19 protein-coding genes are annotated in these 23258 nt (G+C 46.4%); 10 read left to right on the top strand and 9 right to left on the bottom strand.

What is annotated here, in order from left to right:
- Positions 1-183 precede the first annotated feature (183 nt).
- Entirely contained in the window at positions 184-1566 is a 1383-nt protein-coding gene (locus GWI56_RS19130) for a sigma-54 dependent transcriptional regulator (protein WP_105250738.1), read from the top strand.
- A gap of 1 nt (position 1567) precedes the next feature.
- Positions 1568-3721 (top strand): cache domain-containing protein, encoded by a 2154-nt coding sequence (locus GWI56_RS19125; protein WP_105250737.1) that lies wholly within the window; start codon positions 1568-1570, stop codon positions 3719-3721.
- A 340-nt stretch (positions 3722-4061) separates the two neighbouring features.
- On the opposite strand, the gene GWI56_RS19120 is transcribed toward GWI56_RS19125, so the two are convergent.
- Together GWI56_RS19120 and GWI56_RS19115 are read right to left on the bottom strand one after the other, a co-directional pair.
- Complete coding sequence (locus GWI56_RS19120; RefSeq protein WP_113940170.1) at positions 4062-4520, bottom strand: GNAT family N-acetyltransferase; 459 nt, start codon at positions 4518-4520, stop codon at positions 4062-4064.
- A 100-nt stretch (positions 4521-4620) separates the two neighbouring features.
- Positions 4621-5280 carry a 7-cyano-7-deazaguanine/7-aminomethyl-7-deazaguanine transporter gene (locus GWI56_RS19115; protein WP_105250735.1) on the bottom strand — a complete coding sequence of 220 codons (660 nt, stop codon included), beginning with the start codon at positions 5278-5280 and terminating at the stop codon, positions 4621-4623.
- Positions 5281-5485: 205 nt separating this feature from the next.
- Between GWI56_RS19115 and GWI56_RS19110 the strand changes: the two genes are divergently transcribed.
- Positions 5486-6226 (top strand): transporter substrate-binding domain-containing protein, encoded by a 741-nt coding sequence (locus tag GWI56_RS19110; protein WP_198573795.1) that lies wholly within the window; start codon positions 5486-5488, stop codon positions 6224-6226.
- A 21-nt stretch (positions 6227-6247) separates the two neighbouring features.
- On the opposite strand, the gene GWI56_RS19105 is transcribed toward GWI56_RS19110, so the two are convergent.
- On the bottom strand, positions 6248-7606 hold the full coding sequence (locus GWI56_RS19105; RefSeq protein WP_168826140.1) for an isochorismate synthase: 1359 nt from the start codon (positions 7604-7606) through the stop codon (positions 6248-6250).
- Positions 7607-8121: 515 nt separating this feature from the next.
- Here GWI56_RS19105 and GWI56_RS19100 point away from each other — a divergent pair.
- The 3 genes from GWI56_RS19100 to GWI56_RS19090 all read left to right on the top strand — a co-directional run bounded on the left by GWI56_RS19100 (position 8122) and on the right by GWI56_RS19090 (position 11738).
- Positions 8122-9492 carry an ABC transporter ATP-binding protein gene (locus GWI56_RS19100; protein WP_198573794.1) on the top strand — a complete coding sequence of 457 codons (1371 nt, stop codon included), beginning with the start codon at positions 8122-8124 and terminating at the stop codon, positions 9490-9492.
- Between the two features lie 306 nt (positions 9493-9798).
- Entirely contained in the window at positions 9799-10989 is a 1191-nt protein-coding gene (locus GWI56_RS19095; protein ID WP_198573793.1) for an HD-GYP domain-containing protein, read from the top strand.
- Between the two features lie 113 nt (positions 10990-11102).
- Positions 11103-11738: a paraquat-inducible protein A gene (locus GWI56_RS19090; RefSeq protein WP_198573812.1), complete on the top strand. Its 636-nt coding sequence runs from the start codon at positions 11103-11105 to the stop codon at positions 11736-11738.
- A 73-nt stretch (positions 11739-11811) separates the two neighbouring features.
- On the opposite strand, the gene GWI56_RS19085 is transcribed toward GWI56_RS19090, so the two are convergent.
- The 4 genes from GWI56_RS19085 to GWI56_RS19070 are packed head-to-tail and all read right to left on the bottom strand — an operon-like array spanning position 11812 to position 17417.
- Positions 11812-12117: a DUF3240 family protein gene (locus tag GWI56_RS19085; protein ID WP_105250730.1), complete on the bottom strand. Its 306-nt coding sequence runs from the start codon at positions 12115-12117 to the stop codon at positions 11812-11814.
- Positions 12114-15167 carry a CusA/CzcA family heavy metal efflux RND transporter gene (locus GWI56_RS19080; RefSeq protein ID WP_198573792.1) on the bottom strand — a complete coding sequence of 1018 codons (3054 nt, stop codon included), beginning with the start codon at positions 15165-15167 and terminating at the stop codon, positions 12114-12116. The genes GWI56_RS19085 and GWI56_RS19080 overlap by 4 nt, the downstream gene beginning before the upstream one ends.
- Position 15168: 1 nt before the next feature.
- On the bottom strand, positions 15169-16197 hold the full coding sequence (locus GWI56_RS19075) for a membrane fusion-like protein (RefSeq protein WP_198573791.1): 1029 nt from the start codon (positions 16195-16197) through the stop codon (positions 15169-15171).
- Positions 16194-17417 (bottom strand): metal transporter, encoded by a 1224-nt coding sequence (locus tag GWI56_RS19070; RefSeq protein WP_198573790.1) that lies wholly within the window; start codon positions 17415-17417, stop codon positions 16194-16196. The genes GWI56_RS19075 and GWI56_RS19070 overlap by 4 nt, the downstream gene beginning before the upstream one ends.
- A gap of 145 nt (positions 17418-17562) precedes the next feature.
- Here GWI56_RS19070 and GWI56_RS19065 point away from each other — a divergent pair, with 145 nt between their 5' ends.
- Together GWI56_RS19065 and GWI56_RS19060 are read left to right on the top strand one after the other, a co-directional pair.
- A complete protein-coding gene (locus tag GWI56_RS19065) occupies positions 17563-18108 on the top strand; it encodes a LuxR C-terminal-related transcriptional regulator (protein ID WP_105250726.1) in 546 nt (181 codons plus the stop codon).
- A gap of 113 nt (positions 18109-18221) precedes the next feature.
- Positions 18222-18368, top strand: coding sequence for a hypothetical protein (locus tag GWI56_RS19060; protein WP_105253023.1), 147 nt, complete (start codon positions 18222-18224; stop codon positions 18366-18368).
- Positions 18369-18394: 26 nt separating this feature from the next.
- Here GWI56_RS19060 and GWI56_RS19055 read toward each other — a convergent pair whose 3' ends face one another.
- A complete protein-coding gene (locus GWI56_RS19055; protein WP_106648891.1) occupies positions 18395-19345 on the bottom strand; it encodes a putative sulfate exporter family transporter in 951 nt (316 codons plus the stop codon).
- Between the two features lie 286 nt (positions 19346-19631).
- Entirely contained in the window at positions 19632-20195 is a 564-nt protein-coding gene (locus tag GWI56_RS19050) for a malate synthase (protein WP_011845404.1), read from the bottom strand.
- Between the two features lie 254 nt (positions 20196-20449).
- Between GWI56_RS19050 and GWI56_RS19045 the strand changes: the two genes are divergently transcribed.
- On the top strand, positions 20450-21982 hold the full coding sequence (locus GWI56_RS19045; protein ID WP_105250724.1) for a DUF3612 domain-containing protein: 1533 nt from the start codon (positions 20450-20452) through the stop codon (positions 21980-21982).
- A 490-nt stretch (positions 21983-22472) separates the two neighbouring features.
- The gene (locus GWI56_RS19040; protein WP_198573789.1) at positions 22473-23144 is read left to right on the top strand and encodes a hypothetical protein; all 672 of its coding nucleotides are present in this window, start codon (positions 22473-22475) and stop codon (positions 23142-23144) included.
- Positions 23145-23258 lie beyond the last annotated feature (114 nt).

The raw sequence follows: 23258 nt of genomic DNA, 5'->3' as shown, positions 1-23258 counted from the left end.
GCTGAGAATGCGGTCATTTTCTTCACAGCTTAACCTAATTTGTGAGCTTGATCCCAAGCTTAACAAATACTCTACAGACAAATTGTCTCAGGACAAACTTCTGATGGTTCATAGTGACCTATTCATCTATTTTCAGTGCTAGAATTGGTCGCAAATGAGTCAAAATGTCCAGAAGCAGACAATATGAGCCAGATAGATAATAACCTCAAGCCTCTTCCATCGGCAGTATCGGTACTGATTGTTGATGATGAACCCGGAATGCGGAGTTTTTTAAATAAGGCACTCTCGAAGAAATTTGCCTTAGTCGAAACGGCGGGCAGTATCGAAGATGCGGAGCAGCTGCGTAGCCGTTGCCATTTCGATTTGCTTATCGTCGACATTCGTCTGCCTGGTCGTTCGGGTATCGAATGGCATGAAGCGTTGGATGAGCAGGGGCGTCGTTCGGACATCATTTTTATGACCGGCTATGCTGACATGGAAGTCGCGATTACCGCGCTACGCGCGGGTGCTTCTGACTTCATCATGAAACCTTTCCACCTTGAACAGATGATGACAGCGGTCGATCGCTGTATCGAACGTCGTCTGCTTAAACGTGAAAACTTGATGCTGCGTCGTGAGGTTTCAATCGGTTATTCATCGACCATTATTGGCAGCAGTGAAGCCATGAAGTCGGTGAAACATATCATCGAACGTGTGGCGCCGACCAATGCCGTCGTCTTGATCCAAGGTGAGTCGGGCACGGGTAAGGAATTAGTCGCACGGCAATTGCATTTGCTTAGTGGACGTCAGGGACCTTTTGTCCCAGTTAACTGTGGCTCTATCGCCCCTGAACTGCTCGAAAGTGAATTGTTTGGCCATACCGCCGGTGCCTTTACGGGTGCGAAAGGCAATCGTGAAGGTTTATTCAGTTTTGCTTCTGGCGGGACGATTTTTCTCGATGAAATTGGCGAAATGCCACTAAAAATGCAAACGGCTTTACTTCGAGTGTTAGAGCAAAAAGCGATTCGTCCTGTGGGCAGCGAGAAAGAAGTTAACATTGATGTGCGAGTGATCGCGGCCACTAACCGTACTCTGATTGATGAAGTGGATGCTGGGAATTTCCGTCGAGACTTATATTATCGGCTGAATGTGCTCGATATTTTAATCCCGCCATTACGTGATAGACCCGAAGATGTCGTGGAGTTAACCCATCATTTCACTCGCCAACTTGCCGCTGAATTAGGGGTAAGAGAAGTCGTGTGGAGCCATGAAGATATGGTGAAACTACAGCAACACGAGTGGCCTGGTAACATTCGTGAACTGCGCAACATGATTGAGCGTTGTATTTTGCTGGGCAAACCGCCAGCGGAATATTGGAAGCAACAGCTGAAGAGTGAGTCTTTATCCACATCGGGTTATCCATTGGATTGGCCATTGAAAGACGTGGAAAAACACCATGTGACTAGTGTTGTGGACTTACATTCTGGCAATAAGTCTGCCGCGGCGAGGGATTTAGGCGTATCGCGCAAGACCTTAGATCGCAAGTATAAAGAGTGGTTTGATTTTAGTGGCGAACAGGAGTCATAGGGTGTCATTCTTCACTCACTTTTTTGGTGTCAGTTGGCAGCAAATGCAGGCCAAGGTGCGCTATCGCATATTAATCCTGACGTTACTGCCCATTTTACTGACACTGGTGAGTTTAGTGTTTATCACTATTTACTGGAACATCAGTTACACAGGTAAGCAGCTGTTTATGAAGGTTAAAGCTGACTTGTCTGTTGCCGAAAACACCTTGCAGCAAGTGCAAGTACGCCAAGAAAAACAACTTGAACGTGTGGTGACTTCTTGGACTTTTCAAAATGACTTTAGGCCACTTTTCAGTGGTAAAGAATTAAGTGGCGAAGTCAGCTACCGAGCCAGTATTGATGCTTTTCTCCTTGAACAGAAAAAACAGCTAAATCTCGATTATCTGCGTTTAGTCAGTGTTGCCGAAGCGGCCGCAGACCCAGATTTACGCCAAATCCTTCCTAAGTTAGACGGTTTATTACCTTACTCCGGCTTGATGGTGCTGCCGCCCGAGCGTTTAGCACGTATCGACCCCGAATTGGCTATTACTGCGAGCATTCCGATAGTTGCAACCTTGCGGGCGCAAAGCCCCGTTAAAACCGTTGAAGAACGTGGTTTATTGAGCCGTAGCCTATTGCCCGTCCCTGATATGGAAGGCAAAGTGGCTTGGTATCTCGATGGTGGGATCTTGTTTAATCGCGATACTCGAATTGTCGACCACATTCGTGATCTGGTATACGACAAAGGCACCTTGCCCGAGCGTTCTATCGGCACTGTGACCATCTTCTTAGATAACATCCGTATTTCCACCAACGTGCCGCTGCATTTTTATCCCACAGGCAATGAGACGCTGGGCCGCGCGCTTGGCAGTTTAGTATCGGAGGAAGTGAAAGACAAAGTGTTAACTCAAGGTGAGCAGTGGGTCGATCGCGCTTTCGTATTTAACGATTGGTTTATTTCCGCTTATGCCCCCTTGGAAGATGTACGCGGCCAACGTGTCGGTATGATCTATACTGGCTTTTCTGAATCGCCATTTATCCATAATTATTTACTCAATATCATAGAGCTAGGCACGATTCTAATGTTAGTGCTGTTGGTCTCTGGCCTGCTGGTTTATCGCGGTGCTTATAGTTTATTGCAGCCCATTGAACGTATTCACCATGTTGTACAAGCAGTGCAGTCGGGGCGCAATATTCGTATCGGCGCCTTAGGATTAGATAGGGATAATGAGTTATCGAACTTAGCCGAGCAGTTCGACAGTATGCTTGACTTGCTACAGCGTCGAAATGCCCAGATCCAAGCGGCTGCAGAACAGCTTGAAATGAAGGTTGAAGAGCGTACTCGTAGCCTGCAGGACAAAACCTTAGAGTTGCAACGTAACGTGGCGTTACTGAACGAAACGCGTCAACAGCTCGTCACTAACGAGAAGCTCACAGCTCTTGGCGAATTGACCGCAGGTATCGCCCATGAAATCAATAATCCGACTGCCGTAATTCTTGGCAATATGGAGTTACTGCGCTACGAACTTGGTGATAATGCTGAAGTAGTAAAAGAAGAAATTGATCTAGTCATTCAACAGGTTGGGCGGATCAGCACTATCATCCGCAGCCTGTTGCAATACAGCCGACCTGGCGAATTCAACGCGCCACTAGAAATGCATCCGATGACTCCTATTATCGAAGAAATGTTGGTGTTGGTGCGACATTCGATTCAGAAACAAGAAGTCGTGCTGATCACTGAGTTAAACGCCAGTTGTCCAGTACAGGTTAATCGTCCGCAGTTGCTGCAAGTCTTGATTAATCTTGTCGTGAATGCGGCGCATGCGATGGACGGTAAAGGACGTATTTGGGTGCGAACCTATGACTGGGTGCAGCAAGATATGCCGATTGGCGTCAAAATCGAAGTGGAAGATGAAGGCTCAGGGATAGCGCCAGAGCAGCTTGGACGGATTTTCGACCCTTTTTATACCACACGTAAGGATGGCACTGGTTTAGGTCTTTCGCTCAGTTACGGCATTATCAAGCGGATTGGTGGCACGATAGAAGTGAGTTCAACTTTGGGTAAAGGGTCTTTATTTACCATAGGTTTGTATCATGAAGCGAAGGAAGATCAGCAAAATAATCCCTACGATGGCTTACACTTTGCGGGCAACTACAGCGATATGTCTGCAGATTAGTCTTATCCCGTTAGATAGGCCGTGTGTTGTATTTGGCTGATTAGGTTTGAATTAAAATATGTCGAGCGATTACTAGCTTTGTATTATGTGGCTTTGCATTACTGATTTTTAGGCAAAAAAAAAAGCCGGATGATGAGTCCGGCCACAAAGAGTGTGTGTGAGCAATGTCGTGCTTGCAAACTCAGGAGCTCCATAACAACGTCGATTACCAGTCATCGTTGTTAAAGATGAGTTTTGGAACGCACGTTAACGATAATCATTCTCAATTGTGTTTGCAAGCTATTTATTGCAAAAAGTGCACATCTTTACAAATATCGTTTTGCTCTCATCCATTAACGATTTAGATCGACTTGCACAGATGCAGTTTATGTTCGACTAAGCTTTTAGGATCGGCTGTCAGTTCAGTAATTAAATATTGATTACTGATCAACAAATTAAGCATCGCAGGGAAGCGGTTCAGCGTCTTCACTTGAATATGATTATATCCTTGGCGGCGTGCCCAAGTTTCTTGATATTCGAGTAGACTCTGCGCTAAGCCTAAACGTCTAAAGTCGAATGCAACGCCACCTAACCAGCTATAAAATATGGCTTCTTCTTGCTCGTAACCCAGTTTAAACCCTGCCAATTCACCTTCTACATATGCGACTAAGATCAAACATGTCTTGCCCTGTAAGCGCTGGTCCAACACTTTGTTTGTGAGTGGGTGATCGAGCTCAGGGATTTGTTGGCTAAGTTCGATAAGCTGAGCGGCTAACTCGGGAGTCAAACTTGACTCTGCTTTAATTTCAATAGAATACATAGTTTACTCTCATAAAAAATCAGCCCCACTCGCGCGTTAACAGGAGCAGGGCTGAGCTATTAACTGATTAAATTATAACAGGTCTGGCCAGTTGGGTTAATTAGGAAATTGATTCTTGCGGATTGGCTCGCAAAATCTTGTCCTGTAAGACTTTTAGCAAAACACCGTATGCCGGTAGGAAAAGGCCTAAGCTCACGATTAGCTTAAAGCCGTAATCAACGGTAGCGATTTCGGGCCAATTGGCTGCCATAAAGCTATCGGAAGAGGCGTAAAAAGCGATACTGAAAAAGACTAAAGTATCGACCAGATTTCCAACTAAGGTGGAGGCTGCAGGGGCGACCCACCAAGAGCGACTGGCTCGAATACGGGCAAAAACCTTAATATCCATCAACTGACCAATCAAATAAGCCGCGAAGCTGGCAAAGGCAATTCGGAACACAAAGGTATTCCACTGTGCAAGTGAATCAGCACCTTGAAAGCTGCCTTGATGGAACATCACTCCCATCACGTAGGAAATCATCAAAGCGGGAATCATAGCTTTGAGTATGATGCTTCGTGCGGCTTGTTGGCCAAAAATACGGACAGTGAGATCTGTGGCTAAGTACACGAACGGAAAGCTGAATGCCCCCCAAGTTGTGTGGTAGCCAAACAGTTGAAATGGCAATTGTACTAAGTAGTTGCTGACGCAAATAATCAGTATGTGAAATCCTACTAATAGGAATAAAGCGCGGCGAAGCTGCGCTGTGGTTAACATTAACATATGTGGCCTTTTTAGTTGTGTAGGGCGGGGTGAGGGAACCCGCTAATATTCAATTTATTATGTTTACGACTTTATTGCCGGTGACAGCGTGCTGAAATCGGGTCGCCATTATAGTGGTCGAGTTTTAAGATGCAAGTCTGCTGTTTAAATGTGCACATAGAATGAAAACTCTTCTACACTTTGAATACGTCGAAGGAGGATAGCCATGAGACGATTTTTTGCTACTTTTTGCTTATTTTTAGCTGTGTTACCTGTATCTGTTTCCGCCGCTCAGCCGATAGTGGTCGATGTAGCAACGTCAACTTGGGAGGGATTTGCCAATCGTGATAAAACGGGTTACTACTTCGAGTTACTTCAGCGGATTTTCCCTGAGCCAGAATGGCAGCTCAATGTACAGTTTATGCCTTTTGCCCGCAGTTTATATCTTGTTGAGCACAATCGTACCGATATCACGCTCAGCGTTTACAAGGGTGATATTAAAAAGGGGCTATTAACAGATAATATGGTTGAAGTGGACTCTATCGATGTGGCTGTTACTGCTGAGGTGGCGGCAGGATGGACCGGTATTGAAAGCCTATCCCACAAGAAGGTTCAGGCCATGCTGGCCTACAGATACAATATGCTGACACCTGTGCCTATGTATTACGAAGAAAGTAGCGATATGTTGACTATGCTCAATAGCTTAAATGCTGGACGTATAGATGCCGTGCTAGATTACAAACCTAATTTACTTACGTTTGTTCCTAAATTAAAGGCGCCACAAAATTTTGTGATTATTCAAGGTGTACTCAAGGCCGAAACCTATTTTGTTTTCGCTAACACCGAGAAAGGCCAGATGTTGAAACAACATTTTGACCTTGCACATAAGCGCTTAATCGATTCGGGTGAACAGGACAGGCTTTACCTTGAAACGATTGAAAAACGAAGGGCTGACGGCGCTGAATAGTCTTAATGTTTACTAGGCTTATTACATTTCGAATAAAATCGACATTATGGTTGCGAGTTTATTTTCAAGCTCTTGCCACTCAGCTTCAGGCTCAGAACCTGCAATAATTCCCGCCCCCGCAAATAGATTAATCCGACCTGGTTCGATCAGCGCACTGCGGATCGCTACCGAAAACTCACTCTCATATTTATTGAAATAGCCGCAGGCACCGGCGTACCAACCGCGAATATAACCTTCACGTTGACGAATAAAGTTTAGCGCTGAATACCGCGGCAAGCCGCCAACTGCAGGAGTAGGATGCAGGGCTTGCAAAAGTTGGAAATCATTCACGCCCGGCTTCAATTCGGCTCGAATTGCACGGTGTAAATGTTGAATATGGTTCAGCTTAAAAATAGTCGCTAATTCATCGGCGCCAACATAATTGCTCAGCGGCGTGAGCATATTCACTATGTGACTGCGAACAAGTTGGTTTTCAACGCTATTTTTGTTGTCTTCTAATAAAGCGTTCGCCAGCGCAACATCTTCTTCTTGATTGAGACCGCGTACCGTTGTACCAGCAAGTGCCTCGGTAAATAGTTCCTGCTGACGGCGGCGGAATAAACGCTCTGGTGAGCAAGAGATAAAAGTGCGATCTGGGCTAAATTGAAAGCCAAACTGGAAACTATTGGGATTACGGCCCTGCCAGCAAGCCAGCACCATCCAAGGATCGATAGGTTCGTTGACTTCAAGTTGCGTTAAGCGGGATAACACGACTTTTGGGGTATCTTGATTGAATTTAGGATCCACCACTTGCTCGACTAATGTCTTCCAACGTTCAAAATCAGGTTTGTCACTGCGCCCAAGTGGAACGATCTTTTTAGGTGGCGAGAGTGGCTTAGCAGGCATGACGGCTTCGATAGCGCCGATGGCCTTATCTATCTCACTATGGTGATCATTATCAGCAAAATTAAGATTCACTAATAGGCTAAATTTGTTCCCACTGCGTCTAAATTCAATGCGCGGCAGGATAAAGCGGCTATTACCGAACTCAGGCCAAGACTCTATAGTGCGATCGAAGGCAACACCGCCATAGTAGCGAATATTCTGATTCGTCGATAAGGCTCGCTGCTCTTGGTAGGCCATGGCCAGTTGCTGATCATTGATTCCGGTTTCAAATCTAAAGTCTTTGCACGCCCCTATCGCCGCGACTTCTTCGATTCTGTCGCGCCCATGCCAGTAGATCCTTGGGTATTGAGCCTGGGATGCCAGCCATGAAATTAAAGGCATAGCGACAGTGTTTAGTGACAACTGCACTATCGGTTCCGTCGGTGGAACTTGCTTTAATTGAATGAGTTTGTCGATGAGAGACTTAAGGTCTTCAGACAGGGCATGAACGGGCAAATAGAACTCCAAAGATAACGGATGAAGGCGAAAGCTGAAGGTCACTCTGTCAGCGTCAGTAAATTCGACTCAGGTTAATGTCCTCTTTTACAAGCCATTTACCTGTAGTGATTTTAGTCTGTAAATAAGAATCTTTCGCTCAAATTAAAGGCCACGGTCGAGTGTGTCAAGATGTAAGGCCCTATCGTGTGACTTTCGCCATAGTCTCATTTTACGCTGATAAAAAATGTGACTTGAGTGGGTCTTTTTGTCGGGCAAGTCACCCTCGATGGACATTTTGTCTCTTAGTCGTTAAATGTACTTTCCCTTTGTCGTAATTAGTCGATCTAGGTTGGTTTTTAAACGTTTTTCGGTTGAGACAGAATAATCGCGGTCCACAATAGCTGGCACATCTTAAATTTTCTACGTGACAAGTTAGATGTCTATTAACGTATGACTCGCCGTGGGAATGAAAAGACGACTAGGGTGAAGCCTTGTCATAGGCTGTTCGTTAGATCTTTATAGGCAGATATAGCATGAAACTCTTAGATCTCGAAGGCGTTAGCTTCAACTATGGCAGCCAGTTACCGACGGTATTGCAGGAAATTAACTTGGCGATTGGTACAGGCCAATGCCATTGCGTGAGCGGTCCGACGGGCTCAGGAAAATCGAGTTTGCTAAACCTACTGGCGGGCGTGTTAAATCGCCCGCATGAAGGTGACATCTGGCGTTATCCTCAATTGGTTACGGGTCTGGTAATGCAAGACCCACAAACTCAGCTACTAAGGCAAACCGTTGGTGCCGAGGTGGCTTTCGCCTTAGAAAACCTCGGTATTCCCACCGAGCAAATGCTACCTAAAGTGCAATTAGCTCTGCGGCGTGTGGGCTTGTATTTGCGCCTCGATACCCAAGTCAGCACGCTTTCTCTCGGTCAAAAATATCGCTTAATGATCGCCGCCCAGTTAGTGTCAGAGCCGCATTTACTGCTGCTCGATGAACCTTGGGCACAACTCGATGATCACGGTGTGAGTGAGCTGCTGGTCGTGCTTCGCAATCTTATCCAAGATGGTATGGCGCTAGTATTAGTTGAGCATAACGCCTCGGCATTCGCCGAGATTATTCAGCATTATTGGCAGTTAGAGGCTGGCAAGTTGTCCGAAGGCATCTATACCGTGAGCGATGCGCCGCAAATTGAAGCGCCTGCGTGGCGACATCAAGCTAAATTTGAGCATTTAGGCAAAGTCTTGGTCAGCGCCGAAGCCTTTGATTTTGGGTTCGATGCTTGTCCCATGTTATTTGCGTGTCCGCAAGGATTCCAATTGCAAGCGGGGGAGATAGTGACCTTAGTGGGCGACAACGGCTCTGGTAAAACGAGTTTATTGAAAACTATAGCGGGCGTGCACAGTTTAAGGCAGCGTCTTCCCCTTAAAGTGCTAGGGCGAAGGCCTAAATTGGGGATTTATGGCGCTGAATTGGGACTGTTGATGCAAAGGCCGAGTCGACAATTATTCGAGTCTAACGTGCTAGCCGAAATGCAGTTTAGCCTTAGGCGCTTTGAACTCCCCAAAGAGCGAGCGGTGCAAATGTTGGACGAGTTGGATTTATTTAGCTTAGCCCATCTGTCGCCCCACAAATTATCCTACGGCCAACAGCACTTGATTGCCTTAGCGTCACTCGCCTGTCTACGCCCTAAGGTGCTGCTTTTGGACGATCCATTGGCAGGGATGGATAAGCATTACTACGGCAAAGTGTGGTACTTGCTAAAGCGGTTAAGCTCCCAAGGTTGCGCTATTTTGCTCAGCACTCACAGAAGCATTGAACACAGTGCTGTGTCACGGCAACTGAGTTTACGCAATGGTTTATTGGTGGAAGAGTCAACTGAAATGGCTGAGCGTTATGTGGGGTAGTTGTGAGCTTTTCGCGCGTGAGGGTCGCTGGTTTTGAATGCCTAGCCCTTAGGCATTTGTTGAAATAATGAGAGATTGAAATGAGTCTAATCGACACCTTAAGCTCTGATTTCATCGTATCTTGTTTAAGCCCCTTTATTTACCAAGAAAGTCTATGGTGATTTTCTAATCTTCGTCTTAGAATGCCCCTCACGTCTGTTCTATAATAATCAAAAATAACAACAGAACATTTGAGCGTAGGTCGCTTTTATGTCGTATGGTTAAGTTGATATTTTATTCGGGCACATCATCCTTGGGGTTGTAGATATGAGTGAGTCGGCAGAAACAGTTGAGCTTATCAAATTACCAGTGTCGCAATTGACATTAGGTATGTTTGTCAGTGCCATAGACAAAAATGATCAGGGTCAACTTGCTATTGCAAATGCTGGACAAATTAAACATAAGGATGCAATTTTAAAACTGGCCAAAAGTGGCATCAAATTCGTTTGGGTGGACACTGAGCGTTCGGCAGAACATTGTGGGTTAAAGAAAAAATCGACTAATGATAGTCAACCCGACAATCGAAAAGCGCTAGTGAGTCGCGATAAACAACAAGCTCAAGCTAAGGTTATGCTGACCGAAGCGAAAGACCTTATTCGTAAAGTGTTATCCGAAACCTTCGAAGGCAAAGCCATCGAAGTCGCGCCCTTCGAAGCGTTAGCCGATACCATGATAGAGTCAGTGATGTTGGATGCTGATGCGCTTAAATGTATGTCTGCACTCCGTTCAAAAGATGCCTATCTACTTGAACATTCAGTGAATGTCGCCTTTCTACTGGTTACCTTTGGTAAATACTTAAAGCTAGATCGCGTCATGCTACGGGAAATGGCGGTCGGCGGGATTTTGCACGATATTGGCAAGATTAAAGTCGACAATAAAGTGCTGCATAAGCCAGGCAAACTGACGCCGGAAGAGTTCGAACATATGAAGCTGCATCAAGTGTATGCGCTTGAAATTATGAACGAAACTACTGGTCTGTCGCAGATCAGTAAAGATATCTGCTTAATGCACCATGAAAAATTAGATGGCAGAGGTTATCCAAGGGGTTTGAAGGGTGATGAAATCCCCCGCCATGGCCGTATGAGTTGTATAGTCGATATCTTCGATGCTTTAACAGCAACGCGATGTTATAAAGAGGCTATGAGCCCTGCCGCGGCCTTTAAAATTTTACTCAGTCTGACGCCATTCCATTTGGATCAAGAATTGGTCTATGAGTTTATTCGTTGTATTGGTGTTTACCCTGTGGGTTCCTTAGTTGAATTATCGGATGGTCGTGTTGGTATTGTTTGGGCCTCGAAAGATAGGGATGCGCTACATCCAATCGTAAAGTGTTTTTATTCTTTAAAAGTAAAACGTTACACTGATGTCGCTATGGTGGATTTATTAAAATCTGAACTTTATATTGAACGCGGTGTGTCACCGAGTACATTAGATATCGATCCGACTCCTTTCTATTAATCTTCAAATCCTACCTTAAATGCCGGTCATCTGAGTCGATGGCTGGTGTGAATGATTGCAGAGCCTGCGCTAAAAACCGTAAACTGAAAGTATTTCTCTGGTCGAGCAATGCTATGAACAGTGCTATGAAATCTCTATTTCCTATTTTTATCATTATCTTATCCTTGGCTTTGTTAATCCCTGGGGTGACTCAACCTATTTTGAGTATCAGCGGCAGTATCGATAAGGCCAAGCTGGCGGAACAAGGCATAGAGCAAGTTGCCCAAAGATTTGATGAGGACTCTGGGCGTGACAGTGCCCGCGGCATGTTAAGCATGGTCAGTGGTTTGCTTGGGTTTAATAGCCTTAAGGGCGAAGTCGAAGTGTTGCAGAAAACCCGCAGTATTTGGGGAACGGTAACCGAACTTTATCACTCTGGTAATGGACTCGTCGCGGGATTAGTCATGTTATTCAGCGTGGTGGTGCCTGCCTTAAAGTTGAGTTTAATGCTGGCACAGCAATGTGTTAGCTCGATTGGCCTGAAACTGAGGATTAATGCCGTCGTCAACTCACTCGCCAAGTGGTCGATGGCCGATGTGTTTGTGGTGGCGCTGATCATCACCTTTATGGCGGGGAACGCTTCAGGTGGCATGGGGGAAATGTTAAAAACACAGGCGCAATTTGAAAACGGTTTTTATTTCTTTACCGCTTACTGCACTTTATCGATTCTGAGTGGTTTTTTAGTGCGTCGTCCAACGCCAATTCTTTAGCTATTTTAAAGGCATACTGACTTTAGTGACAAAGTGAGTATGCCTTGCTTAGTGAGATCAACATCAATCTAGATTAAGACAGAGTACCATTTTGATAGATGGGCATAATCCAATAGCGACAGGGATTATGTTTGCAGACCAAAGCTAGCGCCGCGAGCAGCGCGGCTTGTTGTGCAACGGGGTGCATGATTTCGAATTTGCAAAACTCCCGATAACCTTCCACTTGTTCCTTGATATTAAAATGGCTGTGTTCACGGCTAAAACCACAAATATTCCCTAGGCTAAAACCCGATAGAAACTCTAACTCTATCAAGGTATCGACTATGTCGTCCTTAATATCATTTTGGGCGATCAGTACTAACAGTTGTTCTGTGCTCATTTACGTTTCTCCAGCCAAAAATACAGAATTGGCAGTAAATACAGTGTGGTAATGGTTGAAGTGAGCAGACCGCCAATCACCACAATCGCTAAAGGTTTTTGAATTTCAGCCCCAGGACCTGAGGCAAACACTAGCGGCATAAGACCAAACATGGCCGTTGTCGCCGTCATCAAAATGGGGCGTAAACGCCGCGCCGCACCTTGTTCTACCCGTTCGCGCAGATTACTGAACATGTGCTTGGTTTGTTCGTAATAGCTGACCATTACCACGCCATTGAGCACAGCGACGCCGAGCAGGGCGATAAAGCCAACTGAGGCGGGCACGGACAAATACTCCCCCGATAAATACAGGCTAACTATGCCGCCCATCATAGCGAAGGGAACGTTGGCGAGGATTAAGCCCGCTTTGGCCAGTGAGCCAAATGTGGTGAATAAAATCAAAGTGATCAGTGCGATAGCAATGGGGATCACTAACAGTAAATTGCTGGTGGCTCGCTGCTGGTTTTCAAACTCACCACCAAAACTCACGCTATAACCGCTCGGGAGTTTGATTTCCTTTGCGATTTTAGCGTTGAGCTCTTCTACAAAACTCACAATATCGCGACCCTGCACGTTGGTGGTGATCACTGAAAAGCGATTCCCTTGCTCACGCTCGATAAGGATGGGGCCTTGCTTATAGCTTAAAGTGGCGACATCACTCAGGCGTTTTAAGGAGTGATCTGGCATCACCAGTAACTGATTTTTAAGCTCATTAATGCTGCTTAAGTGGCTCTGATTATTAGCCATCAGTACGGGTGTGCGCTTCTTACCTTGCAGCACTTCGGTCACGATTACGCCTTCGAGTTGGCTTTTCAGGTAGCGAGCAAACTCCATGGTGCTCATACCAAAGCCACGGGCGAGCTCGTTATCTAAGGTGAGGTTGATAAAAGGACTGCCTTCGATCATCGCCATTTTCACATCGATGCTGCCGCTGGTGGCATTAACGAGTTGTTGGATCTGGCTAGTGAGCTGGCCTAAGGTGTCGATATCATTACCAAAGACCTTAATCGCCACGTCGCCAATGCTGCCGGTGAGCATTTCGGACACACGCATTTGTATCGGTTGAGTGAAGTTAAAATTAACGCCGGGATAGTCCAATAACACAGTGCGGATCGCATCGATAAGCGCTTCTTTATTGGCAAAGCGCCATTCACTGCGGGGCAAAAGTTCTAAGAACACATCGGTTTCATTGAGTCCCATGGGATCTAAGCCGATTTCATCCGCGCCAGTACGCGCCACCATCTGTTTGATTTCAGGAACTTTAGCCAGCAAGGTTTGCTGAATTTGCTTGTCGATGGCAATCGAAGCTTCGAGTGAAATCGATGGGGATTTCTCCAGCTGCAGGATAATGTCGCCTTCATCTAAGGTCGGCATAAAGGTTTTTCCCACTAACCCGAACAAGCCTAAGCTGACGATAAGCAAGCTAAAGGCGATCACCATAAAGCGTTTTTGATGGCTAACCGTGCTCTTGAGGCTGACCAGATAAAACTGTTTAAGCTTTTCAATCGCCTTAGGTTCCTTGGCGGCTTTTTCGTTGACGAGATAAGAAGCGATAACCGGAATGACAGTTAACGACAACACCAGCGCCGACAGCATGGCAAACACGATAGTGACCGCAACTGGGGTGAAGAGTTTGCCTTCAAGCCCGCTCAAGGTCAGTAAGGGCGAGAACACTATCATGACGATCACTGTGCCCGACACCACGGGAATGGCAACGTCCTTGGTCGCGCGAAAAATCAAATGCAGCCGCGGTAATCTCTGCTTAGTGGCGATGAGATTTACCATGTTTTCGACCACAACCACAGATGAATCAACTAACATGCCGATGGCGATAACCAGCCCGCCTAGGCTCATTAAGTTTGCAGAAAGATTGAAGTAATCCATCATCAAAAACGTCATCAGCGCGGCAAGAGGCAGCGAGAGTGACACGACCAATGCGGCGCGCACGTTACCTAAAAATAGCGCCAGCAAGATGATCACCAGCACTACGGCTTCGAACAAGGCATTGGAGATAGTATCAATCGCGGTATTGATCAGATTCGCGCGGTCGTAAAAGGTGTTGATCTGGCTCCCTTCTGGTAAGGTTAGGCTGATTTGATCGAGTTTTTCTTTAATGTTTTTGACTACTTGTGCGGTATTGGCGTCTTTCAGGGCGATGATCAAGGCTTCGGCGGTTTCGTTACCGTCCTTAGTGACTGCGCCATAGCGGGCTAAGTGGCCAATTTGAATATCGGCTAAATCCTGCAGTCGATAGACTCTGGCATCATCGGCTTTGATCACTAATTGTTTGAGCTCGTCGATGTCATCGATGCGACCTTCGGCGCGCACTATGATGGTATCTGTACCAATCGTGAGCTTGCCCGCACCTTCGTTGTGATTATTCTCCACTATCGCCTGTTGCAGCGCCGCAAAACTTACTCCCGCGGCCGCCATAGCCGCAGGTTTGGGGGTCACACTAAAGCTTTTGGCATAGCCACCGAGGATATTCACATCGGCGACACCTGCAACGGTTCGCAGTAGCGGACGGATTTCCCATTCGAGCAACTGCCGTCTTTCTATCAGCGAAAGATTGGGATTTTCGAGTGAAAACATAAAGATTTCGCTGAGCGGCGTACTCATCGGCGCTACGCCGCCCGTCACACCTTCAGGGAAACTGTCCCACACGGCGGCGATGCGTTCGCTCACCTGCTGGCGCGCCCAATAGATATCTGTGCCTTCGTCAAAATCGAGTGTGATATCGCTGATGGCGTATTTAGTGGTCGAGCGCAGAATCGATTGATGGGGAATACCTAACAGTTCGGTTTCAATCGGCACGGTAATTTGCGCTTCGATTTCCTCCGGCGTCATGCCGGGCGCCTTGAGGATAATCTTCACTTGGGTGGGCGAAATATCGGGAAAGGCATCCAAGGGAATGGAAAACCAGGCTCGCGCTCCCGCTAACATGATGATCAGCGCCACAATCAGCACAAATAAGCGCTGCGTAAGCGAAAAGCGGATGACTGAGGTCAACATCTTATTCGCCTCCTAGGCCAAGCATTATGCCTTTGACTGCAGCAACTGACTGGGATAACACTTGGATTTGGCTGAGTTCTTGATCGCTTTCAACGATATATTGCTCAGGCGTTGAGCCCAGAATATCGATCGAAATTGAGGTGAGTGTGTCGGCGGTTTTAGTGAAGACTTGGCTGTCTTGCTCCCAGCTAAAAACACTATTTTTAGGCAATAAATACACCGCCTTTTGATACTCGGGTATCACAGTGATCTGTTGTCCTAACAGTAAGTTACACTCCTGCGGTACGGATGATGACCAAGCGGTCACGAAGGCACCTTCGGCGATGGCCGACACGGACTCAATGGCGATATGGCACTGATTGATATTCACCGCCGAAAGTGAGTGCGACTGACTCATTGGCACACTGACCTTGACGCGAATGCTGTCGCTGGACACCAGTGAGAATAGCTGTGAACCCGCCATATAAGGTCCATTCACTTGGTTGAGTTTAACGATCCCCGCCACTGGCGTGCCTACCACTAGGGAGTCTGTGGCGGCATCTGTGCTTTTGACTATCTCCATAAAATGCTGCATGTGCTCGTATTCGAGGTGAGTGCTGAAGTAGTCTTGGCTGATCTCTTGCCATTTTTCTGCGCTGATACTGCCATTGTTTAATAAGGGTTTATTGCGCTCATAACGGCTTTTGGCCAGTTGATATAAGCTGCTGGCGGCTTCGACTTGGGCGAGGTAGTGGAACACTTCTGGCCCAGTCAGTTTGACAATCGCTTGGCCTTTAGTGACGAGCTGGCCTTGGCCGACGAGAAAGCTGATCTGCTGGATATTCTCCGGCGTGCTGATCCAATAATCGTTACCGGGGAGGATTTCAACCTGCGCGGGCAACGGGCTGCCCTCATAACTGGCGACTTTCTGTGGTTGTACGTAGCTCAGGTCTAAATTACCGAGGGAGCTTATCGTTAAGGATTCAGCCTGCACTAAAGTGGCAACACTGGCGGATAAACAGAAAAGGCATGCGCCGTACTTGGCCATCATAATGAAATTCCTAAGGCTTGCAGTTGTTGGGAGTGCAGTTGTTGCTGCGCGACTTGGTTCAGTGCTAAGCGGGATTCGGTATCGAGGGCATCCATATAGCGGCGCAGCCAGACTTCGTAGCTAACTTGATTTTGGTCTTTGACCTTGGCCAGCTCTTCAGTGATGGTGCGGCTAAGGTGTAAGGCTTGGGTTAGCAATGTTTGTTGGTCGAGTAAGTTTTGTTGCTGTTGCTCTAGCTTTTTAAGCTGAGTTTTTAGCTCGATATAGGTACGGTCGAGGTTGAGCGTGTGCTCGGTATTGGCTTGTTGCCATTGGGATAATTCGGTTTGTGATAGGGCAGAACCTAAGGTCAGTGGTACAGAAACGGCGATGCCAAGCTGTTGATCATCGACTTGATTATCGGCGGTATTTTTGGCCGTGAGTGAGACTGCCCAAGGATCGTTATTCCCTGCTTGCTGACTCTGGATGATCAACAGCTGTTGCTGCTTCTGCAGGCTCAGTAGTTGCCATAATGGATGCCGCGCGAGCATGTCATTGGGTTGGTTGTTGGCAGAAAGTGGCCGCGCGGTTTCGGCTATGTTCTGCGGTATTTGCTCTTGTCCGGTGAGTTGTTGATAGAGGGCACGCGCCTCGGCCTGTTGCTGATTAAGAACGACCCGCTCCAGTGCAATATCCACCATTTCGCGTTCTAACAAGAGAATGTGGGCAATCGGCAGTTCGCCCGCATCTGTGAGTTGCTTTTGCTGACTATGAAGCTTGTCGAGTAATTGGCTCTTGCGATCTAATTGGGCCAGTTTCACTGCAGCAAGACGATGTTCCCACAGGCTTTGTCGCAATAATCCCGATAAATACAGACCTTGCAGCGCGGCTTGTTGCACCTGAATGCCTTGGGTGAGTTGTTTAATTTGCTTATCGCTGCTGTGCAAAGCAGGGGATTTTATTGGCAAATTGAGTGAGAGTTCCTGCTCGTAGCTGTTACCATTATCTAGGCTACCTAAGTGACTCAAGCTAATGCTCGGCAGGCCATTGAGCCAAGATGAACTGCTTAAGCTTATTTGTGATTGCGGTAACTGGCCGCCCGATTGAGATAGAGAATGTAATCTTGCTTGGCTGGTGGTGAGTGCTTGAGATAGCTCGGAATGCGCGGCGTGGCACAGGAAACTGCTGCTGACTAAGGTCGCCAACAGACATAACTTGATACAAGACGTACTGACAGACATAGGACGATTCTATGGCAATAAAGTGTACTGCCAGTGTAGGGATTGGTGGGCGAAAGTCGTGGGGGACATGTATCATAAAACTGTCTATGGTACATATGTCCCATAAATTAATGGGTTGATTTTGCTTTTATTTAGGAGTTTTTCGATGAAGGATCTTGTCATTATTGGTCTGTTGGCCTTGATCATATGCTTTAAGCTTTTTGACATCACTTCCGACATTCAATTGGGCATTCCCCAATGGCATATTGCCCAGGAAGCCATGTTATTAGTGCTCACAGTGATTGGTGCCATGTACTTAAGTTATGACCTCATTCGTCGCTCCCGCGAAGTGAAAGCGTTGGCTAAACGGTTGGAGCATGCGGATAAAAAAATCGACAATATGTCGACGCAAATGCGCTCTGCCAGACAAGAATACAGCCAAGCTGTGTCGCAGCAATTCGAGACTTGGGGCTTTACTAAGAGTGAGCAGCAAGTGGCATTTTTACTGCTTAAGGGTTTAAGTTTTAAAGAAATTGCCGAAGTGCGCCAGACTAAAGAAAAAACCGTCAGACAACAGGCATCGACCATTTACGGTAAAGCGGCAGTCGATGGGCGCCATACTTTTTGTGCTTGGTTTATGGAAGACTTTATTCAAGAACATAATCAAGATCTTGCTGCGAATGAAGCGGCATCAAGCCCTAAGGCGGCTTAATCAACGCTGGATTGGCTTAGTTGTTATAGCTATTTGTTATTGAAAATCGATATTTGCTGAGTTTTTAGTTCTAAACAATAATGAGCATCCCCTAAGTTTGCAGGAAGATGCAATTGAAAAACTGGCTGATTATCGTGTTTTGCCTGATTGCCTTGGTCGCTTCGACGCAAACCACAGGACTCGTGCGCTCACTTATCGAATTCTCCGCCTTTGTTGGCGTCCTCTACTGGGCTTGGCGAATGAAGCCGACGGCAGAGTAGGCAGGCTTTTTTTAGCTAAATCTTAGTTATTGAAAATAAAGAATATACACTAAAGACGTGATACCAATTGCTGCCCACAGCATCACCCCAAGTAACAAAGGTTTGGGGCCACTCGCCCGCATTTTCTGCACTGTAATTCCTGCACCAATCAAAAACAAACACAGGACTAATGCCCGTTTCGACACCATAAATAAGGTGTCATAAACAGCATGGAATTGTGGCAACCAATGGGCCACGGCAATGGCTAAACAATAAAAACCGATAAAATACGGCAGGTTAAGCTTGCGCTTATCGCCACCAAACAACATAGCGCTGACCAATGCGATCGGGATAATCCACAGGGCGCGGGCGAGTTTTATAGTGGTTGCGGTTTTTAAGGCTTCATCGCCGTAGGCCGAAGCCGCGCCGACAACCGATGAAGTATCGTGGATGGCGATGGCACTCCACACGCCAAAATCGTATTGGCTCATATTGAGTAAGTGGCCGAGTGCGGGGAATAAAAATAGCGCGACTGAGTTCAGCACAAATACGCAGGCTAACGCAGTGGCGGTTTGATCGTTACGCGCATTGATGGCCGGAGCGACTGCGGCAATGGCGCTGCCACCGCAAATAGCGGTACCAGAGGCGATTAAGTGGCCCGTGACATGATCAAATTTCAGGGCGCGGGTGAGCACAAACCCTAAGCTGAGGGTGAAAAAGATTGAGCCAACAATCAGGCCGAAGTTGTGGGTGCTCGCCTCGATCGCCGCGTTTAAGTTAATCCCAAACCCTAAGCCAATGATCGAATAAGACAGGAGTTTTTTGGTGAGTGCGGCGATATTCCATTGCACTGGCACCCAACCAAGGCTGGCTAAGGTAAAACCTAACACTAGCGCCATGGGCGATGAGATAAAAGGCGCGAGGCATAACAAACCCGCACAGATGAAAACGATGCGATGAGTCTTATTATCTTGCTGTGATGTCGATGAAGAATTCATAACGCCTTAGGCTCGAGCGATTCGGTTTATCGTTCCAACCACAGATCTTCACATTAAGCGACGGATACAAAATGGCGATCAATTGGATTGATCATGGAGACAGATGCAAGAGGGCATTATAGCTGGGTGTATGAGCCTCAATAAAATCAATTAAACTTATCTAGTCAGTCAGTTTTATTGACTCTCAGAGGATTGTGCAAAGCAGGAGGGTAAATCGAAGAAGATGAACTGAGCTCAGTTCATCTTCTTGGCTAGATAATAAATGGCGAGGTTACAAAGCGTGCAATTATAAATTTACGATACTTTTCAAGTTGTAATCGCTGCCATCCTTTGCGGTAAACAACTTATCTTGGGTGTCGTTGGCGCTGGACATACCCGCATGTAATAGGCTGAGCCAATGGCGCGATGCGGCAGAACGTGACTCTGGTGTTCCGACTACCATGTTTAATGACGTTCCGATTTGGATATCTTCCAGATTGGCAACGTCTCTCGCACCTATCATGCCACTGCGGTCGAAACTGAGTTCAACGTGGCAACCTAGGTCCTGTAACACTATGGCGCAAGGCGCATCTTTAGTGCCGTTAAAGGCCACAAACTGTTTTGGCTGACGTAAACCACTGTGGCTGCCGTCGGCAAAAAAGGCCAACAGGTGTTGGTAGTAAACCACATAGCTGCTCACATCTTGGTGTGAACCAGAGTTAAGTGGAAAGAGGCGGTCGAGGAATTGTTTCGCATTAGCGATCTTCTCGTGCTCGGCGACATTCACTTGGGCCACGGCTAGCACTTCTTCTGCGATGAGGCTGTTTAGATTCGGTTGGATCTGGTTGCTCTTGATAATTGACATATTCATCGCTTGTTCCTCTCACTCTTTCAATTTAAAAAATTCAGGGTTTTGATTTAACTTTTGGCTTATCAAAGTTTGTCTTCAATTTGGTTTGTCCGCTTTGAGTGCTTAGCCACTTTAAGTGTGAGTGGTTAAGCATTTCTTGTACTGGAATGGCTTAGCTTGTTCGCATTAGCCTTTCCTTGATTGCTTGATTTGTAGTCTAGTCTTTTTTTGACTACAATTTCACAATAAAAATTTTACACTGTGAATTTTACAAAATGCGCAATGACCAGAGCTTGATGAGAAAATCACATTTCCTAGGCACAAAAATACGTAACCTACGGAAACGTAATAATTTAACGATGGAAGATTTGTCGGCACGATGCATTCGAGTCGACGCGGGAAGTGCGCCTTCTGTGTCATATTTGTCGATGATCGAACGTGGCAAGCGTGTGCCGAGTGCCGGAATGCTGGCAGTCATCGCCGCGGTTTTTCAAAAAGACGCCGAATGGTTCTTAGACGATGTGCCCGAAGAAAACGCCATTACGCCAGACAAGGGCCGACGTGGTGGCATAAGTGGTATGGCACTCGAACCCAGCTTTTTGTTTTCCAATGATATTTTACAAATAGCGATACCTGAGATGCTGTCGCAGACAGGGATCTCAGGTCGGCAGTTTGCCCATTTATTGATCCGCGCCCATCAAGAACACCATCAAAATCATTTCCCCGATCTTGAACGTGCCGCCGAAGAAGTCGGCCTCAAACGTATGCCCCTATCTCTGGACGATATGCTGGATATCGCTAAGGGAATGGGATTAAAAATCAAGTGGATAGATAGTACGCCGCAGGAAGTTATCGATGAAATGGGCGTGAGTTCGCGCCAGTTGGTCACCTCATTTATTGAGCCGCCGAGCACGATTTATGTAAATAAAATCCTCAAAAATCGCCCCAACAGACTCAAATATGATTTAGCTGTGCACATAGGTCATTGCGTGTTGCACAACAAGGACGGCCTCAAGAGTGTGATGATCTCAGGCCGCAAATTAGAAGTGGATGAAGAGGCGGGTATGCAGTCCAATACCTTGAACGCGCAGGATATCTTGCATGCGTGGCGCGATTTTGAATCGAGCTTCTTCGCCGGTGCGCTGCTGTGCCCTAAAGTGCCTTATCGCCAATTACTCGACCGCCACGGCTATGAGATTGAAGTACACAAGCAACTGCAAGTGTCAGCCTCAGTCGCCATGCGGCGTATGACTGTCGTCTCTCCTTATCCCCATTGGCATTATTTCGACGCTTACGCACCAGGCAAACTCAAAGCCGTTTACCGTGGTAACGGTATTCCACTACCTTGGGGCAATATGCGGTTAGTGGAAGACCCTTGTCAGCATTGGGCCGTCTTTAGAATGATCAGCGAGCCGACGGTCGGCACTTCGGCACAGATTTCGATTTTAAACGTCGGTAACGAACCACGCATTTACTGCTGCGAGTCAATTAAGGTCGAAGATTCGGCAGGCAATCCCCATGTCCTCTGTGCCGGTATTGATTTGAATCCGGCGATTGAAGCCCAAGGCAAAGATGCTCTCTCAATCGCCCACGATTTGAAAGATGCCTGTGTCGCCAGTGGCGGTTCAGTCACTATTCCAAAACACATTAAAAGCGATCTGGTGAGCGTTGCAAAAATCCTCAATATCAACTGGATAGAACGCGGGATCAAAAACGACGCCCGCCTTATTTGCTCCCGCGGCGCCGTATGCCCACGTCAACCCAGTTGCTATCAAGCGGGTAAATCACAGTGTGATGGGGCAACGTAAATCACTATTTGATTTACGTTGAGTTTTGCGGCCTTACAGCCGAGAAAGTCGTGGGGCTTCACCCCACACCCGACCAAGGAGGACTGCTCGTCCTATCCTCCTTGGATGCTCCATGACGCCCCCAACGGAGTTGAAAGCTCCTTGTGCTCATTGGCAAATTTGCTATCGCTTCCGAAGGATGCGTCCATGCACCTGCGAAAGCTAGCTCGCCATCCATGGCGAGACTCACGCGAATTTACCATTCGCCCTGCGGCAACTCCGAGGGGAATAGTATTCTGCGGCATCAGGTATGAAATTTAGGCCCGAAGAGATTGCCCGTCATGTCTTTTTGGTTTGTTTTCTTGAGCAAAAAGTGTTGGCTAGCATTTTTACTTTAACTATTTGTTATATTGAACTATCTATAAGAAACGGTATATATTGTTGATTTTAATTGATAATTTATGAGGTATAGTTATAGGCAGAATTGAGTTTACACATATAGGAGGAAGGAATGGAAAGTCATAAATTAGCAGAAAAAGATCCAAATGATTTAGTTGAATCTTTGATTCACAAATATGGTGACAGCCCTTGGACTAAATCAGTTGTTGCGTCATTACCTGTTATTGGTGCTTTTTTAGATTCTCACTTCAACTCAATGGCGAATGAAATATATCAGCGTCGTATTGAATCGATGTTTAGCGAAATCAAGAATGAGTTGAGTTACATAAGCGATCAAATAGTAGATAAAGAGTACATAAAATCAGAAGAGTTTTTTGATCTTTCGCAGAATGCATTTAGCCGAGCGATAAAAATAGCAGATACTGAAAGAATATCCGCCATTGCTCGAATCATCGCTGAATCAATCATTGGTAAGCAGGCTACCTCTATTCCTTCTTTTGATTTAGTGAGCGTCATAGGTGAAATGTCACCATCAGAAGCCAGCATGTTTGGTGAGATTGGAAAGATTTATCTAGAACATAAATCTCTATTAACTGGGTCGGGAAATACTTTATTTCGAGTGAAAGACATTCTCGACGTTTTACCTCCAAATTTGCAGAAAAATGCAGGTTTCTTATGCGCAAGACTTGAATCAAAGGGTTTACTTTCTTCAATTTTTGAAAACTATGGTTTAGGAGACGCTGGTGAAGAGCTTCTTAAGTACTTTCGGTCACAATGCTTGTAATCCATGAAGATAAAATGTTCATTTCCGTGAGATTACTTTTTTTATTGTCATCCCAAAACCACCGCCTCTGGCGGTGGTGATTGTTCCTTGAGGCTATAGCCTGAATTACGCCCA

Origin of the sequence: Shewanella sp. DW31 (assembly GCF_015767295.1) — a bacterium.
Classification (GTDB): domain Bacteria; phylum Pseudomonadota; class Gammaproteobacteria; order Enterobacterales; family Shewanellaceae; genus Shewanella; species Shewanella oncorhynchi.
Note: the sequence above shows the minus strand (reverse complement) of the source record. Positions and strands in the feature narration are given on the sequence as shown.

Coding starts and splice junctions, on each gene's coding strand:
- GWI56_RS19130 (WP_105250738.1), top strand. CDS start 184: ATGAGCCAGATAGATAATAACCTCAAGCCTCTTCCATCGGCAGTATCG.
- GWI56_RS19120 (WP_113940170.1), bottom strand. CDS start 4,520: ATGTATTCTATTGAAATTAAAGCAGAGTCAAGTTTGACTCCCGAGTTA.
- GWI56_RS19115 (WP_105250735.1), bottom strand. CDS start 5,280: ATGTTAATGTTAACCACAGCGCAGCTTCGCCGCGCTTTATTCCTATTA.
- GWI56_RS19110 (WP_198573795.1), top strand. CDS start 5,486: ATGAGACGATTTTTTGCTACTTTTTGCTTATTTTTAGCTGTGTTACCT.
- GWI56_RS19100 (WP_198573794.1), top strand. CDS start 8,122: ATGAAACTCTTAGATCTCGAAGGCGTTAGCTTCAACTATGGCAGCCAG.
- GWI56_RS19095 (WP_198573793.1), top strand. CDS start 9,799: ATGAGTGAGTCGGCAGAAACAGTTGAGCTTATCAAATTACCAGTGTCG.
- GWI56_RS19090 (WP_198573812.1), top strand. CDS start 11,103: ATGAACAGTGCTATGAAATCTCTATTTCCTATTTTTATCATTATCTTA.
- GWI56_RS19085 (WP_105250730.1), bottom strand. CDS start 12,117: ATGAGCACAGAACAACTGTTAGTACTGATCGCCCAAAATGATATTAAG.
- GWI56_RS19080 (WP_198573792.1), bottom strand. CDS start 15,167: ATGTTGACCTCAGTCATCCGCTTTTCGCTTACGCAGCGCTTATTTGTG.
- GWI56_RS19075 (WP_198573791.1), bottom strand. CDS start 16,197: ATGATGGCCAAGTACGGCGCATGCCTTTTCTGTTTATCCGCCAGTGTT.
- GWI56_RS19070 (WP_198573790.1), bottom strand. CDS start 17,417: ATGTCTGTCAGTACGTCTTGTATCAAGTTATGTCTGTTGGCGACCTTA.
- GWI56_RS19065 (WP_105250726.1), top strand. CDS start 17,563: ATGAAGGATCTTGTCATTATTGGTCTGTTGGCCTTGATCATATGCTTT.
- GWI56_RS19055 (WP_106648891.1), bottom strand. CDS start 19,345: ATGAATTCTTCATCGACATCACAGCAAGATAATAAGACTCATCGCATC.
- GWI56_RS19050 (WP_011845404.1), bottom strand. CDS start 20,195: ATGAATATGTCAATTATCAAGAGCAACCAGATCCAACCGAATCTAAAC.
- GWI56_RS19045 (WP_105250724.1), top strand. CDS start 20,450: ATGCGCAATGACCAGAGCTTGATGAGAAAATCACATTTCCTAGGCACA.
- GWI56_RS19040 (WP_198573789.1), top strand. CDS start 22,473: ATGGAAAGTCATAAATTAGCAGAAAAAGATCCAAATGATTTAGTTGAA.